13 protein-coding genes are annotated in these 15,347 nt (G+C 71.6%); 3 read left to right on the top strand and 10 right to left on the bottom strand.

Annotated elements, in window-relative coordinates; translation table 11 throughout:
• The first annotated feature begins 132 nt into the window (after positions 1 to 132).
• From ACZ6QO_RS21275 to ACZ6QO_RS21265, 3 genes are read left to right on the top strand one after another with little or no spacing between them, the layout of a single operon-like run.
• Positions 133 to 2,673, top strand: a complete 2,541-nt coding sequence (locus ACZ6QO_RS21275; RefSeq protein WP_465853072.1) for a lantibiotic dehydratase — start codon at positions 133 to 135, stop codon at positions 2,671 to 2,673.
• Positions 2,670 to 3,725: a lantibiotic dehydratase C-terminal domain-containing protein gene (locus ACZ6QO_RS21270; protein ID WP_465853070.1), complete on the top strand. Its 1,056-nt coding sequence runs from the start codon at positions 2,670 to 2,672 to the stop codon at positions 3,723 to 3,725. The genes ACZ6QO_RS21275 and ACZ6QO_RS21270 overlap by 4 nt, the downstream gene beginning before the upstream one ends.
• The gene (locus tag ACZ6QO_RS21265; protein WP_465853068.1) at positions 3,713 to 4,858 is read left to right on the top strand and encodes a thiopeptide maturation pyridine synthase; all 1,146 of its coding nucleotides are present in this window, start codon (positions 3,713 to 3,715) and stop codon (positions 4,856 to 4,858) included. The genes ACZ6QO_RS21270 and ACZ6QO_RS21265 overlap by 13 nt, the downstream gene beginning before the upstream one ends.
• A 56-nt stretch (positions 4,859 to 4,914) precedes the next feature.
• On the opposite strand, the gene ACZ6QO_RS21260 is transcribed toward ACZ6QO_RS21265, so the two are convergent.
• The 10 genes from ACZ6QO_RS21260 to ACZ6QO_RS21215 are packed head-to-tail and all read right to left on the bottom strand — an operon-like array spanning position 4,915 to position 15,341.
• Entirely contained in the window at positions 4,915 to 6,210 is a 1,296-nt protein-coding gene (locus tag ACZ6QO_RS21260; protein WP_465853066.1) for a sugar phosphate nucleotidyltransferase, read from the bottom strand.
• A gap of 22 nt (positions 6,211 to 6,232) precedes the next feature.
• Entirely contained in the window at positions 6,233 to 6,967 is a 735-nt protein-coding gene (locus ACZ6QO_RS21255) for a MinD/ParA family ATP-binding protein (protein WP_465853064.1), read from the bottom strand.
• A complete protein-coding gene (locus ACZ6QO_RS21250) occupies positions 6,967 to 8,166 on the bottom strand; it encodes a PP2C family protein-serine/threonine phosphatase (RefSeq protein WP_465853062.1) in 1,200 nt (399 codons plus the stop codon). The genes ACZ6QO_RS21255 and ACZ6QO_RS21250 overlap by 1 nt, the downstream gene beginning before the upstream one ends.
• Positions 8,163 to 8,579 carry an ATP-binding protein gene (locus ACZ6QO_RS21245; RefSeq protein ID WP_465853060.1) on the bottom strand — a complete coding sequence of 139 codons (417 nt, stop codon included), beginning with the start codon at positions 8,577 to 8,579 and terminating at the stop codon, positions 8,163 to 8,165. Before ACZ6QO_RS21245 ends, ACZ6QO_RS21250 begins: the two co-directional genes overlap by 4 nt.
• Positions 8,580 to 8,586: 7 nt before the next feature.
• On the bottom strand, positions 8,587 to 8,898 hold the full coding sequence (locus tag ACZ6QO_RS21240; RefSeq protein WP_465853058.1) for an anti-sigma factor antagonist: 312 nt from the start codon (positions 8,896 to 8,898) through the stop codon (positions 8,587 to 8,589).
• 9 nt (positions 8,899 to 8,907) lie between these two features.
• Positions 8,908 to 11,028 (bottom strand): glycogen debranching protein GlgX, encoded by a 2,121-nt coding sequence (gene glgX, locus ACZ6QO_RS21235; RefSeq protein WP_465853056.1) that lies wholly within the window; start codon positions 11,026 to 11,028, stop codon positions 8,908 to 8,910.
• Positions 11,025 to 11,369, bottom strand: coding sequence for an STAS domain-containing protein (locus tag ACZ6QO_RS21230; protein ID WP_465853054.1), 345 nt, complete (start codon positions 11,367 to 11,369; stop codon positions 11,025 to 11,027). Before ACZ6QO_RS21230 ends, glgX begins: the two co-directional genes overlap by 4 nt.
• Positions 11,366 to 13,159, bottom strand: a complete 1,794-nt coding sequence (locus tag ACZ6QO_RS21225) for an AGE family epimerase/isomerase (protein WP_465853052.1) — start codon at positions 13,157 to 13,159, stop codon at positions 11,366 to 11,368. The genes ACZ6QO_RS21230 and ACZ6QO_RS21225 overlap by 4 nt, the downstream gene beginning before the upstream one ends.
• Positions 13,156 to 13,710 carry a DJ-1/PfpI family protein gene (locus ACZ6QO_RS21220; RefSeq protein WP_465853050.1) on the bottom strand — a complete coding sequence of 185 codons (555 nt, stop codon included), beginning with the start codon at positions 13,708 to 13,710 and terminating at the stop codon, positions 13,156 to 13,158. The genes ACZ6QO_RS21225 and ACZ6QO_RS21220 overlap by 4 nt, the downstream gene beginning before the upstream one ends.
• A complete protein-coding gene (locus ACZ6QO_RS21215) occupies positions 13,707 to 15,341 on the bottom strand; it encodes a thiamine pyrophosphate-binding protein (RefSeq protein WP_465853048.1) in 1,635 nt (544 codons plus the stop codon). The genes ACZ6QO_RS21220 and ACZ6QO_RS21215 overlap by 4 nt, the downstream gene beginning before the upstream one ends.
• Positions 15,342 to 15,347 lie beyond the last annotated feature (6 nt).

The following is a 15,347-nucleotide window of genomic DNA, read 5'->3' as shown; positions in this document are numbered from 1 at the left end:
GGCGCCCACGCCACGGGCGCCCTCGGCCCCTCGGCGAACCACACAAGGAGCGCGTTTCCGTTGACTCATGTAGCGCGGCCCGCCCCCGCCACAGGGGGTGGGCCGGCACGGCTCGCCAGTCGTGATTATGCCGTGTCGCCGGTCTTCGCGGTCCGCGTCGCGGGTCTGCCCCTCGGCGGGCTGGAGCGGATGCGCTGCACCCGCACGTGGGAGCTCGTCGACCGGCTCGCGGAGGCGTCGGCCTGGCTGCGGCGGGAGGGCGCCGAGCTGTCCGGCCCGCTGCACGAGGTGATCGGCGGCGCGGCGGGCGGCCCGGTCAAGGCCGGGCTGGTCGCGCTGCGGCGCGCGGTTTACGCGGGCCGCCGCCCGTCCGGCCGGGCCGCCTCCGCCGAGGTGCTGGCCGCCCTACCCGGGGAGCTGGCCGCGCGGATCGAGGAGTGGACCGCCCGCAGGGACCGCGCGGACGCGTTGCGGGCCGCGCTGCCCGCCGTGCTGGCGGAGGAGTCGCGGGAGAAGGTCGCGCTGCTGCGCGAGGCCGTCGCCGACGTCGGCTTCCGTGACGGGCTCGCCCAGGGCAGCCCGGTGCTGGCCGCCCGCCTCGACGCCTGGCTGGCCGGGCCGGCGGACCGCCCTCCCGACCGTCAGGAGTTGCTGCGGCTGGCGAAGTACCTCGCGCGGGCGACCGTCAAGACCAGCCCGTACGCCACGTTCACCCTCAGCGGGCTCGGCCGGTGGACGACCGGCGGTCCCGCCGTGCTGAGCTGCGGCGAGCCGGTCTGGCACGAGGTGGCCGAGCTCGACCGGGCGGTCCTGCGCCCGCTGTGGTCGGCGCTGACCCGGCACCCGTCCGTGCGCGAGCGCGCGCGGCTGCGGGTCAACCCCTCCGCGGCCGACGACGGCGACCGGGTCTGGTTCCTCGGCCCCGGCCCCACTGAGCCGTTGTCCAGCGTGCCCGCGAGCCACGGCGTGCGGCAGGCCCTCACCTGGGTGCGCGGACACCCCCTCCCCACGATCGCCGGCGCCCCCGGCATCGAGCCGCTGGTCGACGCGGGGCTGCTCGAACTGGTCCCGCCGTACGAGGAGCAGTCGGCCGACCCGGTGGGCCGGCTGGCGTCCTGGCTCGCGGAGGCCGGCGCCTCGCCGTACGCGGCGGCCGTCGGCCGGGTCGCCGAGGCGCTGCGGGAGACCGCCGGGCCCCGGCGCGACCGGCCCGCCGGGCCCGGCGCCGTGGTGCGCGAGGCTCTGGAGCAGGTCCTGCCCGCCGGGGACGGTGGGCCGTCTCTGCCGGACAAGAACCTGCTGTGGCACAGCGCCGTCATCCCCGGCGTCGCCGGGCGACTGGACGAGGATGCCTGGCGCGGGGTGTGCGACGACCTCGACGCCGTACGCCGCCTGCTCGGGCTGTTCGACCCCGACCTGCCCGTCAAGATCACCGCCACCGCCTTCTTCCTCGACCGGTACGGCGCCAACGCCCGGATCGGCGCCCTGGACCTTTACCGCGAGGTGCACGCGGCGGCCCGGGGAACGGGCGGCGCGCTGCTGCGCGAGATGCTGCGCAACCCCGTGGCGGTCCCCCAGGCGCCGCCCGGCGAGCAGGCGCCGCCGGGCCTGCGCCGGCTGTCGGAGCTGCGCCGGGAGTTCTGGGAGCTCGCCGCCGCCGGCCCTTCGGCGCGGGAGGCCGTGGTCGACGTCACGGCCGCCCGCCTGGCCGGGTTCGCCGCCTCTTGGCCGCGCTTCATCCAGGCGCCCGGGTCGGTCTGCTGCTACCTGCAGGCCGTCGAGGACGGGCCGGACGGCGTGCGCGCCGTCGTCAACTCGGTCTCCGCCGGGTACGGCCGGGGGCTGTCGCGGCTGCACCGGCTGGTCGCGCTGGCCGGCGGGGAGGTCCCCCCCGCGGCGGAGCTGCGGGCGGCGCAGAGCGACGTGCTGGTGGCCGAGTGCCGGGGGTTGGTGGGCGGCGGGCTCAACGTGCGCCCGGCCACGGCGGACCTCGCGCTGGACCATCCCTTCACGGCCGGGGGCGCGGACCTGCCGCCTCTCGCGCCCGCCGACCTGACGGTCGTCCACGACCCCGGGCGCGACCGGCTCACGCTGCTGGACGGCGAGGGCCGCGCGGTGCGGCCGGTCCACCTGGGGATGACCGCCCAGCACTGGCTGCCCCCGTGGTTGCAGTTCCTCGTGCGGGCGTTCGGCGAGCCGTCCGTGGCGATGGTGCCCGGCTGGGTGTTCCGCACCCGGGGCGGGACGCCGGCCGAGGGCGAGGTGGAGCGCTGGCCCCGGATGGACGTCGGGCGGGTGACGCTCGGCCGGGCGGCCTGGCGGCTGCGGGCCGGCGACTTCCCCGCGCCCGCCAAGGGCGAGGGCGAGGCCGCCTACCTGCCGCGGCTGGCCGCGTGGCTGGAGTCGCACGGCGTGCCCCGCCGGTTCTTCGCGCGGGTGGTCGGCCTCGGGGACGGCCTGCTGGTGGGGCTGCTGAGCAAGGACCGCAAACCCATGTACGTCGACGTGACCGACCCGCTGCTGCTCACCGGGTTCCTGCGCTCGCTGCGCGACCCCGGGGCGCTGCTCGTCCTGGAGGAGGCGCTGCCCGATCCGGCCGGCGCCCCGCTGTACGGCGCGGACAGACGGGTCACCGAGTACGTCGTCCAGCTCTCCGAGAGGCCGGGCCGATGAGCGGGACACCGGCCCGCACACCGGCGGGCACGGCGGCGGGCACGGCGGCGGGCACGGCGGACGGCGCGGCCGGCAGCTGGGTCAGCGCGCACCTGTTCCACTTCGGCGACCTCGACGCCGTGATCACCGGGGCCGTGTCGCCGGTGGTGCGGGAGACGGCCGCGGACGGGACGGCGTGCCGCCACTTCTTCCTGCGCTACTGGGAGGGCGGGCAGCACGTGCGGCTGCGGCTGTGGGTCCCCGATCCCCCGCGGGCCGCGCGCGTCCGCGACCTGGTGCGCGAGCGCGCGGCGGCGCACTTCGCCGCGCACCCCTCTCCCCCGGTCGACCTCGCGGCCTACCGCGCCTTCGCGGCGGCCGTCGCCAGAGGCGAGCGGCGCGAGCGGTACGACGAGCGGCTGCACCGCACCGACTCTGTCGAGTTCATCGACTACCTGCCCGAGCACGCGGCCTACGGCGACGCGGCGTGCGTCGCCGCCGCCGAACGGCACTTCACGGTGTCCAGCGCGCTCGCCCTGGAGGTGCTGGACGCCGGCACGGGGATGGAGCGGCGCGCCGCGATCGGGCTCGCCGCGCTCACCATCACGCTCGCGGCCTGCGAGCCCGACCTGCCCGCGGCGGCGGCCCGGTTCGCCGCGGCCGCCCATGAGGCGGTGGGCCGGCGGCCCGAGATCCCGGGCGGCGAGGACGACTGGCTGCGCCGTGGGGACGCCCTGATCGCGCAGACCCGCAAGCTGTGGGAGCAGGACGAGTCCGGCGCCGGGCTGCTCGGCACGTGGGCGTCCTCGATGCGCGCCCTGCGCGACGACCTCGACGAGCTGCGCGCCGCGGGCAGGTGCGCGCCGGCCGACCCCGGCTCCCCGCACGCCTTCCTGGCCATGGCGGCGCCCGCGGAGCGCCGCACGGTCCCGCTGATCCTGCTGCGGTGCGCCCACCTGTTCCACAACCGGCTGGGCCTGCGCGCCGGGACGGAGCACCACGTGTCCTTCCTGGTCGCCCGCTCCCTGGCCGCCCTGGCCGGCCGTACCGACTCCCGGAGGTGGTCCCCCTGACCGGCGCACCCGCGACCGGCGCCCCGACCTGGCGCTGCGTGCACGTCCACTACCACGCCCCCGACAAGGACGGCCTGCTGCTGGGCGCCGTACGGCCGCTGTTCGACGAGCTGCGCGGCCGGGTCGAGGCGGCGTACGTGCTGCGCCACTGGAGGCAGGGCCCGCACCTGCGGATCAACGTGAAGGCCACGCAGGACGTCTGGCGGGAGGTCGCGCGCCCGCTCATCGAGGAGATCGTCGGCGCCTACCTGCGCGAGCACCCCTCCACGACCGTGCTCGACCCGGCGGAGAGCCTGACCCGGCACCGCCTGCTCGCCGTGCGCGAGCAGGAGAACGGGCCGCTCACGCCGTGGCCGCCGGACAACTCCATCCGCGACGCGCCGTACGACTCGCGGCGGCACGTCCTCGGCAGCGACGAGGCGGTGGAGCTGCTCACCGCGTTCTACGTCGACAGCACCCCGCTGCTGTTCGCCATGCTCGACCACGTGCGCGCGGGCGAGGACGGCCGGCTCGGCGTGGCGCTGAGCCTGATGCTGACCGTCGCGCACACCTCCCACCCCATCTCCCGCAGCTACCTGTCGTACCGCATGCACGCGGAGGGGTTCATCACCTGGGCGGCCGATCCCGGGGCCACCCGCGCCGCGTTCGACCGCGACCTCGACCAGCGGCGCGCGGCGCTGACCGCGCGGGTGCGGGAGGTGATCGCCGCACTGGACGACCCGGCCGCCCCGCCCGTCCCCTTCGTCAGGGAATGGGCGGCGCTCCTTGAGCGGTACCGCGCACAGGCGGGCACGCTGATGGACCAGGGACGGCTGCCCCAGCCGATGACCAGGCCGGGCGAGGCGTTCCAGGCCGGGCTCGGCGACCTGCCGGTGCCGCGGCGCGAGCCGAACGAGCTGCAGCGCCTGATCTTCGACAGCCCGGCCTACCACGAGGCCGTCTTCGCCGACCCCGGCTTCCTGCGCTACCGGGTGCTGCTCAACTACACCTACCTGCACCTCACCCGGATGGGCCTGACGCCGCTCGACAGGTTCAGGACGTGCCACCTGCTGGCCGGCGCCGTGGAGGACGTCTACGGCGTGTCCGCCCTCGACGCGCTCCGCAGGTTCGCCGAGCGAGAGCCGCGTCCCTGAGCGCGAGGCGGACACCCCGGACCGCCCCGACAGCCCGGGTCATCCGGGCGGGGACGTCACGCCGAGCGGGGTGACCATCTGACGATGTCCTGGGGCCCGATCAGGCAGGCGCCCGGCGGGACGCGCGCGTCCCCCCAGACGTCCAGCCGCGGGAAGATGTGGACGCCGCGAAGATGCGCCCCCGCGTGCACGACGACCTCGTCGCCGAGCGCGCACGATCCCTCCAGGACCACCGGCCGGCCCCGCTCGGACCTGATCTCGACCATCGGGCCCGCGATGACGTCGCAGAGCCGCGCGCCGGGCCCGATGATGCTGTGGTCGCCGCAGGCGACGCGGTTCAGTTCCGCGTCCGCGCCGATGTCCACTCCGTCGCCGATGTCGGAGTCGATGAGGACCACTCCAGGGCCGATCTCCACGTCTCTGCCGATGCGCACGTTGGCGCCCACCCGGACGGAGCCGTCCTGGATCTTCTCGGCGAGGGTCCGGCCCGAGGTGGAGTCTTTGAGGTAGAGGCTGCTCTCGTGGATGCGCGGCCCCATCCGGCGGCTGAGCCGGGGATACCTGTCGTTGAGCACGTCGCTCATCGTGTCGAGGAAGTCGGGCGGGCTGCCCAGGTCGCCGAACCTGTCGATCACGTGGGAGGTCACGCGGTGCCCGCGCGACACCAGGTAGGGCAGCAGGTCGCGGCCCCAGTCGAGTCGCGAGCCGGCCAGCATCGCCAGGTGCGGGTCGCGCGCCGCCATCCGCAGCCGCGCGCCGTCGATCAGGTACATCCCGGCGTTGGTCCGCACCTGCCCGTCGCGGTCGGCCAGGCGGCCGGCGACACGGAGGTCCGGCTTCTCCACGAATCGCGACACGGCGCCGCCGGGGTCGCAGTCGAGCACGCCGTACTTGCCCGCGGCCTGCGCCGCCGGCCTGCACACCGCGGCCACGGTGACCGTGGCCCCCGCCGTGCTCTGCGCCTTCGCCATCGCCTCCAGGTCGAACTCGAAGATGGAGTCGGTCGGGAAGACCAGTCCGGGCCCTTCGAGGTCCCAATATTCCAGGCACCGCAGCGTCGCCTCGCCCGACCCGGTGTTGTGCAGGTCGAAGCGCGTGCGCAGATAGCGCACCGACACTCCGAACCGGTCGCCGTATTCGAGGATCGACTTGATCTGGCCGCGGTTCTCGCTGCCGTTGGCAGCGATGTAGAAGTCCCGCACCCCCTGCGCGGACAGCAGCTCCACCGACCACTCGATGAGGCTGCGGCCGGCGAGCCGCATCGCGGCCTTGCTTCGCAGGCAGTCCGGCGTCGTGAGCGTCAAAGGGCGCGCGCGGATTCCCTTCCCCCCGGCAAGAGCGATCGCGAACACCGTTTCCCCCTTTTATTCGAACTTATTCGAATACTGCGGATATGATCTGGCGGTAGCCGGACACCAGCGGATGGTTCGGATACGCGGTCACGAACAGGCCCTCGCCCTCGTGGGCCGCCATCTGCGGCTCGTACGGCAGGACGACCTCGATCGCGCAGCCGTACAGCTCCTCCAGTTCCTGCCGGACCCCGTCCCCCACCTTGCCGTCGGGCGCCATGTTCACCACGAGCGCGCGCTCGGAGCAGTCAAGCCGGTCCGCCAGGGCGGCGGTCGCCGCGGCTCCCGCCAGAGCCACCCGGTCGGCCCTGGACAGGACGATCAGCCGGTCGGAGCTCGCCATGGCGGTCACGGTCTCGGGGCTGAGCCCCGTGTGGGTGTCCAGGATCAGCAGGTCGAGATCGAACGCGCCGATGAGCCGCTGATAGCCCTCGCTCAGCAGCCCGACGTCGTACCCCGTGGTCGCGAGCTCGTTGATCGACGCCGGGTTGGACCTGGCGACGACGGCGAACAGCCCCGGCGGGTCGACCGGGAACACCGCGTCCTCGATCTCGCACTTGCCGACCAGGTAGTCGACCAGCGAGCAGGCCCCGCGCCCGGGATCGATCCCGAAGATCGTGGCGATCGAGGGCGCGTGGATGTCGGTGTCGAGGACCGCGACCCGGCGTCCCTCCCTGGCCAGCAGCATCGCCAGGTTGGCCGCCACACTCGATTTCCCGGTGCCGCCGCGGTAGGAGTGCACCGTCACGACCTGCGGCATCAGGTCACCCGGTGGACGGCCATCATCGTGATGTCGTCCGATTGCTCGGCCTCGCCCACGAACTCGCCGAGCTCCTCGTCCATTTTGTGCAGAATGTCACCCTCTGCTGACGCCAGAACGTCGAACATGCGACTCTCCCCGAAGAATTCTCCCGACTCGGCCCTGGCCTCGGTCACGCCGTCGGTGTAGATGAACAGTTGGTCGCCCGGATTGAGGTGCGCGTAGCCGAGGGCGAACGACGAGTTCCGCCCGACCCCCACCGCCGGTCCCGTGGGGTCGAGCACCACCGGGTCCCCGCCGTCGGCGCGCAGCAGCACCGGCGGGTTGTGCCCGCCGTTGACATAGACGACGCTGCCGGTCGCCGGGTCCAGCACACCGAAGAACAAGGTCGCGAAATAGCCCTGCCGCAGATGGTTGCGGGTGAGATATTCGTTGGTCCCCTTCACCGCGTTGAGCAGCGGCGTCGCGCCGACCGTCGGCGCACCGCGCAGGTCCTCGGTGAGCCGGTCGATGTCGACCATCCCGTGCTTCCCGCTCTGCTCGGCCGAATGCCGCAGCAGGCTGCGGATCAACGCCATGAACAGCGCGGCCCCGACGCCCTTGTCGCACACGTCGGCCACGATCAGCGCCAGCCTGCGGCTGTTGACCAGCTCGAAGGCGTCGTAGAAGTCACCCGCCACCGTGCGGGCCGGCCGGTAGCGCACCGACAGGTGCCAGCCGTCCGGACCCGGCAGCGTTTCCGGCAGGAAACCGAGCTGGATCTCTCTGGCGATCTCCAGCTCCGTCTCGTACCGCATCAGGTCGGCCTGCCCGGCGGCCTCCCGGATGGTCCGGTTGACCTCCGCCCGTTCGGCGCAGCTGTGCATCCGCGCCTGCACCAGAGCGGGGATGAACGGCGGCACCAGATAGTCGACTCCCGAGCGGATGTGGCGTTCGAGCGCCCCGAAGTCGTCCTCGGTGTAGGCGAGGACGACGGGGTCGTGCCCGTCCTCCGCCAGCCGGCGGTTGACCGCGCGGACGATGTTGGGCGGCACATCCCCGGCGGTCAGCACCACGTCGGCCGCGGGCACGGTCGCCGCCGCCAGGACCTCCGCCGGTGAGCGGGTCTCCACGTCCACCTGGAGCCGTCGCAGCGAGTCCGCCAGTTCCGCCGGCAGCTCACGCCGGTCGTTGAGAGCGAGAACTCTGATCTTGTTCATGATCCCCCATCCGCGCCGGCCCGGATCACCAGCGTGCTCGTGTTCCGCCCTGCGTCCCGCTCGTAACTGAAGTCGTCGAGCGACGACAGGGCAAGGTAGATCCCGAGACCGCCGATGCGCCTCTCGGACAGCGGCACACCATGTTCGGGCGGCCGCACGCCCTCCCTGGGGTCGAACGGCCTGCCCTCGTCCTGGATCCGGAGCCAGACCTGCTCCTGGTCCACGCCACCGTCGAGCAGCAGCGTCCCCTCGCCGTTCTCGTAGCCGTGCACGACGATGTTGGTCACCAACTCGTCCGCCGCCAATCGCAGACGATGCTCGTCACGAGCGGACAGTCCCGCACGATCCGCGAGTGTGCGGACATAACCCGCCACCTCTTGGAGGGACGCGAGCGACGCCGGTATGCAGCGCATGCCCCCCTCACGCGACCGTCATCTCGATACTGCGGTCCAGCCCGGCCATTTTTATGGTCCTGGCCACCGCGTCGACCGCTCCGGTGATCACGATCTGCACGTCCTCACCCAGCTTCTGCCGGGCGAACACCAGAACGCGCAGGCCGGCGCTCGCGATATAGCTCAGCTCCTCGGCCTGTAACACCAGCGTCCGCACGGCGGAGCCGGCCGCCTCCTCCAGCCGGTCGTGGAACTGCGGCGCGGTCGAGGCGTCGAGTTCCCCGCTCAGCTTTATGGTGGCGATGCCGTCCTCGGTGGTCAGTGTCGCGGTGAAAGCCATGATGATCTCCTATGCGTCAGTGGCCTTGCCAACAAGAATCAGGACGGATCTGGGGGCCATCAGGTAGTGGCCGCCCTCCACGCCGGGCCCTGTGCCGGGCTCGTAGATGTCGTGCGGATACGCCTTCGCGGTGTCCGCGAAGACGCTCCAGTCGTTCCCGGGCAGTTCGAGCTCCCGCGCCTCCCAGTGGGCGTTGGCCGCCACGTAGACGCGCTCGGGCTCGCCGTCCAGGCCGGGCCCGCTCCGCATGGCGGCGAACAGCCGGCTCTCCGGCGACCAGTCGGGGGCCCAGGCGCGGGCGCCGTGCCAGCTGATGTCCGGCAGGCCGCCGAGCCCCGCGGGGTCGACGCCGAGCGGATGCTCACCCGACCGGAGCACCGGATGGTCATGCCTGAACCCGATCATCAACCGGACGAAGCGCAGCAGCTCGGCGTTGGTGTCGACCAGTGACCAGTCGAACCAGGACAGCTCGTTGTCCTGGCAGTAGGTGTTGTTGTTGCCGTGCTGCGTCCGGCCGACCTCGTCGCCCGACAGGATCATGGGGACGCCCTGGCTGACGAGCAGCAGCGCCATGGCGTTCTTCATCTGCCGCGTGCGCAGCCCCTGGATCTGCGGGTCGCCGGTGGGTCCTTCGGCTCCGCAGTTCCAGCTGTTGTTGTCGTTGGCCCCGTCCCGCCCGTCCTCGCCGTTGGCCTCGTTGTGCTTGTCGTTGTAGGAGACCAGGTCCATGAGGGTGAAGCCGTCGTGGGCGGTGACGAAATTGATCGACGCCGCGGCCCCGCGCCCGCCGTACAGGTCGGGCGAACCGACCATCCGGGTCGCCATGTCGCCGACCATGCCGGGTGAGCCGGTGATGAAGCGGCGCAGCGTGTCACGATAGCGGCCGTTCCACTCCGACCAGCGGCCGTAGGAGGGGAAGCCGCCGACCTGGTAGAGGCCCGCGGCGTCCCACGCTTCGGCGATCAGCTTGCAGCGGCGCAGCAGGGGGTCGTAGGCGAGCTGCTCCAGCAGCGGCGGGTTGGGCAGCGGCGTCCCGTCGGGGGCGCGGTCGAGGATCGCGGCCAGGTCGAAGCGGAAGCCGTCGACGTGGTAGTCGGACACCCAGTAGCGCAGGCAGCCGAGCACGAAGTCCCGCACCACCGGGTGGTTGCAGTTGACGGTGTTGCCCGTGCCGCTGAAGTTGTAGTAGGAGCCGTCCGGCGTGAGCATGTAGTAGGTGGCGTTGTCCAGGCCGCGGAACGAGATGGTGGGCCCGTGCTCGTTGCCCTCGGCGGTGTGGTTGAAGACGACGTCGAGGATGACCTCGATGCCGGCCCTGTGCAGCTCCTTGATCAGGCTCTTCAGCTCGTCGGCCTGCATGCCGTACCGCCCGGTCGCGGCGTAGCCCGCCTTCGGGGCGAAGAACCCGACGGTGTTGTAGCCCCAGTAGTTGTACAGCCGCGCGCCGCTGACCGGATCGACGCGCGGGTTGTCGAACTCGTCGAACTCGAAGATCGGCATCAGCTCGACGCAGTTGACGCCGAGGTCCCGCAGGTAGGGGATCTTCTCGCGCAGGCCCGCGAAGGTGCCGGGCGCGCTGACCCCCGACGAGGGGTGCCGGGTGAACCCGCGGACGTGGGCCTCGTAGATGACCAGCTCTTCGAAGGGGATGCCCGGCGGCATGTCGTCTTCCCAGTCGAAGTCGTCGTAGAGCAGCCGCGAGCGGTACTGGTAGATGTTGTCCCAGTCGGGCTCGGAGCCCCAGACCTCCCGCCCGGACATCAGCCGGGCGTGGGGGTCGGCGAGGATCTTGGAGGAGTCGAACCTGTCGCCGCGCGCCGGGTCGAACGGGCCGTCGGCGTAGAAGCCGTATTCGAGGTTCTCGTGGTCGAGCCCGAAGACGGTCATCGCGAAGACGCTGCCCACCCGGAAGGACTCCGGGATGGGCAGCACCGCGGTCGGGGCCGGCGCGCCGCGTTCGAAGAGCACCAGGGACATGGCGGTGGCGCGGTCGGAGTAGACGGAGAAGTTCACCCCGCCGGGCACGATGGTCGCCCCGTACGGCAGCGGCCTGCCGCGCCCGACGCGGTAGCCGGAGATCTCCTTCGACGCTACGACGTCGATCCGCTCCCTGCCCTCCTGGACACTCATGATCGAGCACGCTCCAGTTCGGTCTCCAGGTTCTCGCCGACGTCGAAGAAGTCCAGGAAGCCGGTCGCCGACATCACGAACTTGACCTCCTCCGACAGCGCGTACAGGGTGATGGCGGCGCCGACCTCCTGCGCCCTGCGGTGGGAGATCAGCAGGATGCGCAGGCCGGCGCTGGAGATGTACGGCACGGCGGCCAGGTCGATCAGCAGTTTCGCGTTCCGCCCGATCAGGGGCAGCAGGCGGTCCTGCAGGTTGGCCGATGTCACGCTGGTGATCTCGCCGGAGATGCGCACCACGGTGAACGCGCCGACCGTCTGCGAGGTCAGCTTCACCTCTGTCATTCCGGAACCTCCAGCGTGACCTTGACCTTGACCCGGCGCGAGACGTCCGGGAGCCGGACGGTGAGCGCCTCGGCGTCGAAGTCGTCGTACGGTTCGCCGTCGAGCTCGACCCCGGTGATCTGGACGCTCCCGGCCGGCAGCAGGTCGGGCGAGACCCGCAGCGTCCGCCTGGGCAGGTCGGACGGGTCCGGCTTGAAGTGCATGTCCAGAGGGGCCTTGTTGATCAGCAGGTTGTAGACGGCGGCCAGATAGCACAGCTCGGCCGAGTGGTACATGCTCATCGAGTGGCTGCCCTTGAACCGCTCGGTGCCGAGCAGGTAGGGCAGGCCGTTCGCCAGCACGTTGAAGTAGACCGCGCCCTCGTCGTGGTCGAGGAAGAACGCGTTGTAGAACGACTCGGCCGCGCGGGCCTCGGTGAGGAAGTCCCGGTTGCCGGTGACCACCGTGAGGATGAGGTAGGCGAGGATCGCCTGCTCCTGCTGCCACCAGGCCTTGCGGTCGTGCCAGACGAACGCGTGCCGGCCGATCTCGTCGTCGAGCGTCCGCTCCACCACGTCGTACCAGCCGCCGCGCTGCTGGTCGCTGCCCACCGCCGGCATGATCTCGCCGATGTGCTGGGCGAGCTCGGCGTAGTCCGACTTGGGGCGCAGCGAGTGCATGCGCATGAGGTTCCAGGCGATCTTCAGGTTGTGACCGACGACGGCCCGGTTCTGCTGCCAGCCGTGCGTGGTGTCGGCCGACCAGTCGCGGTGGAACCGCTCCTGGACGAACGGGCTGTTCTTGTCGTCGGGGAACCGCTCGACGATGGTGTCGAAGGTCGACTCCAGGAAGTCGGCATAGCGCCGCTCGCCGGTCGCCAGGTAGAGGTTGATCAGGTAGGCGGGCGCGTGGTCGCCCACCGAGTTCCAGTTCTTCCTGGCCCGGTTCGGGCCGAGCGACTCGTGGTCGGCGCTGAGCAGGATGGGGTCGATGTGCGAGAAGTAGCCGCCGTGCTCGCGGTCGAGGAAGAACCGCTCGAACAGCCGCAGCGTGGCGTCCGCGTCCTGCTTGATGCGGGGGTCGCCCGTGATGCGGTACGTCTGCACGGGACCGGCCAGCGCGTAGATCTGCTCGTACATCGGGATCGCGTCGTAGTCGTCGGAGAACTCCGAGGTGAACAGCTTCTTCTCGCGGTCCCCGTCGATGCTGATCCCGTGGTACCAGTAGACGACGTCCTCGTCGACGTCGACGAACCGCATGTGCCGGCGCAGGTACTCCGTGCCGCGCTCGGCCACCTCCAGATAGGCGTCGTCGCCGCTGAGCAGGTAGGCCGAGGCCATGCCGTACACCAGGCGGGAGATCGTGTCGGTCTCCTGCACGTGGCTGCTCGTCTTCTCGCCGCCCAGCCTGATGATCGTGCGGTACTCGTTGAAGTCCACCGGGCCGTCGCCGAACTGGGCCTTGCGGTAGAAGGCGGCGATCTCCTTGAGCTGGTTCACCCACCAGCTCGGCTCCTCGAACCGGGCCACGTCGCGCCGGCCGACGAAGATCACCCGTTTGGCGTCGAACCGGCCGCCCGGGTAGAAGATGCCGTACACGAACATGTACCGCCCCGGCTGGAGCATGTCCTCCAGGTGCCCGCTGGCGTCGACGTACGGCTCGCCGAGGTTGCGCAGCAGTTCCGCGCTGGGCGAGCCGGCCAGCGACACGGCGAACTCGCGGTCGTCGGCGGTGTTCAGGCGGACGATCTTGCTGGCGGGGTCGTAGTCGATGACCCGCCCGGCGATCGTGTCGGAGAAGGTGAAGTTCACCGCTGGTCACCCTTCAGCAGGTCGATGATGGTCCTGGCGAACAGATGCGCGTGCTGGCCGGTACGGCCGGTCACCAGGTCGCCGTCGATCACCACGTCCTGATCGACGTAGTCGGCGCCCATGTTGCGCACGTCGCCGACGAGGTTGTTGTGGCAGACGACCTTGCGCCCGCGCACCGAGCCGGGGATGGCCGAGGCGAGCCACATGCCGTGGCAGATGATCCCCTTGAGCAGCTTCGGCTCCTGGAAGGCCCGCTGCAGCAGGCTGACGGCGGGGGCGAGGACCTCGACGTCCTCGCTGTAACGCAGCCGGTCGGACACCATGCCGGACGGGACGATCAGCGCCGAGTAGCGGTCGAGGTCGAGATCCTCCAGGCTCTGCCGCACGGTGAACGGCGCGCGGTACTCGTGGCCGGTGAAGGTCAGCTCGTCCTGACCCCACAGCCTGGTGAGGAAGTCGACGTCGTAGCCTTCTTCGGCGAACCGCCACCGGTAGTAGAAGATCTCGGGCTCGAAGAAGTCACTCTCCACGAGCACGCCGATCCGGGTCACGAGTCCTCCTCGTCGGTCTTCAGGTCGATGAGGAACGGCCGGTCGTCGCCCAGCATGCGGTCCAGCGCCTCGTCGATCTGGTCCGCCTTCTCCACGCGCATCCCGTCCACGCCGAAGCCGCGGGCGATGTCCACGAAGGCCAGGCCCAAGGGGGACAGGTCGAAGGACCGCGGGTAGGCGTGGTGCGGGATGCCGCGCTCCTTCCAGTACTGCTCGATGTTGAGGTCGAGGAGCCGGTAGGCGCGGTTGTTGCAGACCACGAACTTCGCCCCGATGCCGTGCTGGGCGGCCGTGGCGAGGGCCTGGAAGGTGTACATGCTCCCGCCGTCACCGGTGAAGCCGACGACGACCTTGTCGGGGCGGGCGAGCTTCATGCCGATGGCGCCCGGGATGCCGACCCCCAGCGATCCGCCGCGGGTCTGGAACCAGTGGCCGGGCAGCCCCGGGGGAAGACTGGCACCGATCGCGCCTGAGGCGGTGAGGCTCTCGTCGAAGACCATCAGGTCGGCCGGGGCCCGCGCGGCGAGCCGGCCGGCGAACTCGGCGGCCAGCGAGTGCGCCGCGTCGTTCTGGGGACGGTCCCTGAGCGTGCGCAGCCGCAGCGCCGCGGCCTCGCGGTCGGAGGAGGTCAGCCGCCGGTCCAGGCACGCCGAGATCGCGGCGAGCGTCGCCGCGGGGTCGGCCACCAGGCCGAGCGTCACGGGGTGGTTCTTCGCGATCTCGTAGGGGTTGAGGTCGACGTGGACGATGCGGGCGTCCGGCCGGAACGGCGAGGTCAGATCGGGGAAGACCTCGGGGAAGAGGTAGGTTCCCACGACGAGGACCGCGTCCGCGGGCCGGACGATCGCCCGGCTGACCTCGCCGAACATGTGGCCGGTCTGGCCGCGGTAGAGCGGGTGCCGCCCGTCGATCCCGACCTCTGAGTAGTCGACGCCCCACACGTCCGCGCCGAGCTGCTCGGCCAGCCGGGTGAGCGCGGACTGCGCGCCGGAGGCCACGACGCCGTCCCCGATGAGGATCAGCGGATGCGCGGCGCCGGCGAGGAGTCCCGCGGCCTGCTCGACCAGCTCGGGCACGGGGACGACCTCGGTGACGGGCAGGCTCGTCGGGACGACCGGCTCGTCGTTCGGCTGGTCCAGCACGTCCAGCGGGAGCGCGACGAAGACCGGCCCCCGCGGCGGAGTCATGGCGATCTTCACCGCCCGGCGCAGGACGCGCAGCACCGATGAGGGGTCGATGACCCTCGTGGCGTACTTGGTGACCGGACGGGCCATGGCGACCAGGTCGGCGGCCATCTGGGCGTCCATCGCGTCGTAGCGGACGCCGGACTCGCCGGCGATCACGACGAGGGGGGCGTGGCCGCGCATCGCCTGGTACATCATGCCGATGCCGTTGCCGAGCCCGACACCGCTGTGCAGCTGGACCAGCCCGGGCCCGCCGGTGGCCCGCGCGTACCCGTCGGCGATGCCGACGGCGACGCTCTCCTGGAGCGTCAGGACGTAGCGCATCTCCTCGTACTTCTCCACCGCGTCGAGGAGACCCTGCTCGACCGTCCCTGGATTGCCGAACATGTAGGTGATGCCATCGGCGAGGAACTGCTCGACGATGGCCTCATTGCCTGTCCTGGTCACAGTCGC

Source organism: Sphaerisporangium sp. NPDC049457 (assembly GCF_055586705.1).
This window is presented reverse-complemented; position numbering and strand designations above follow the sequence as displayed.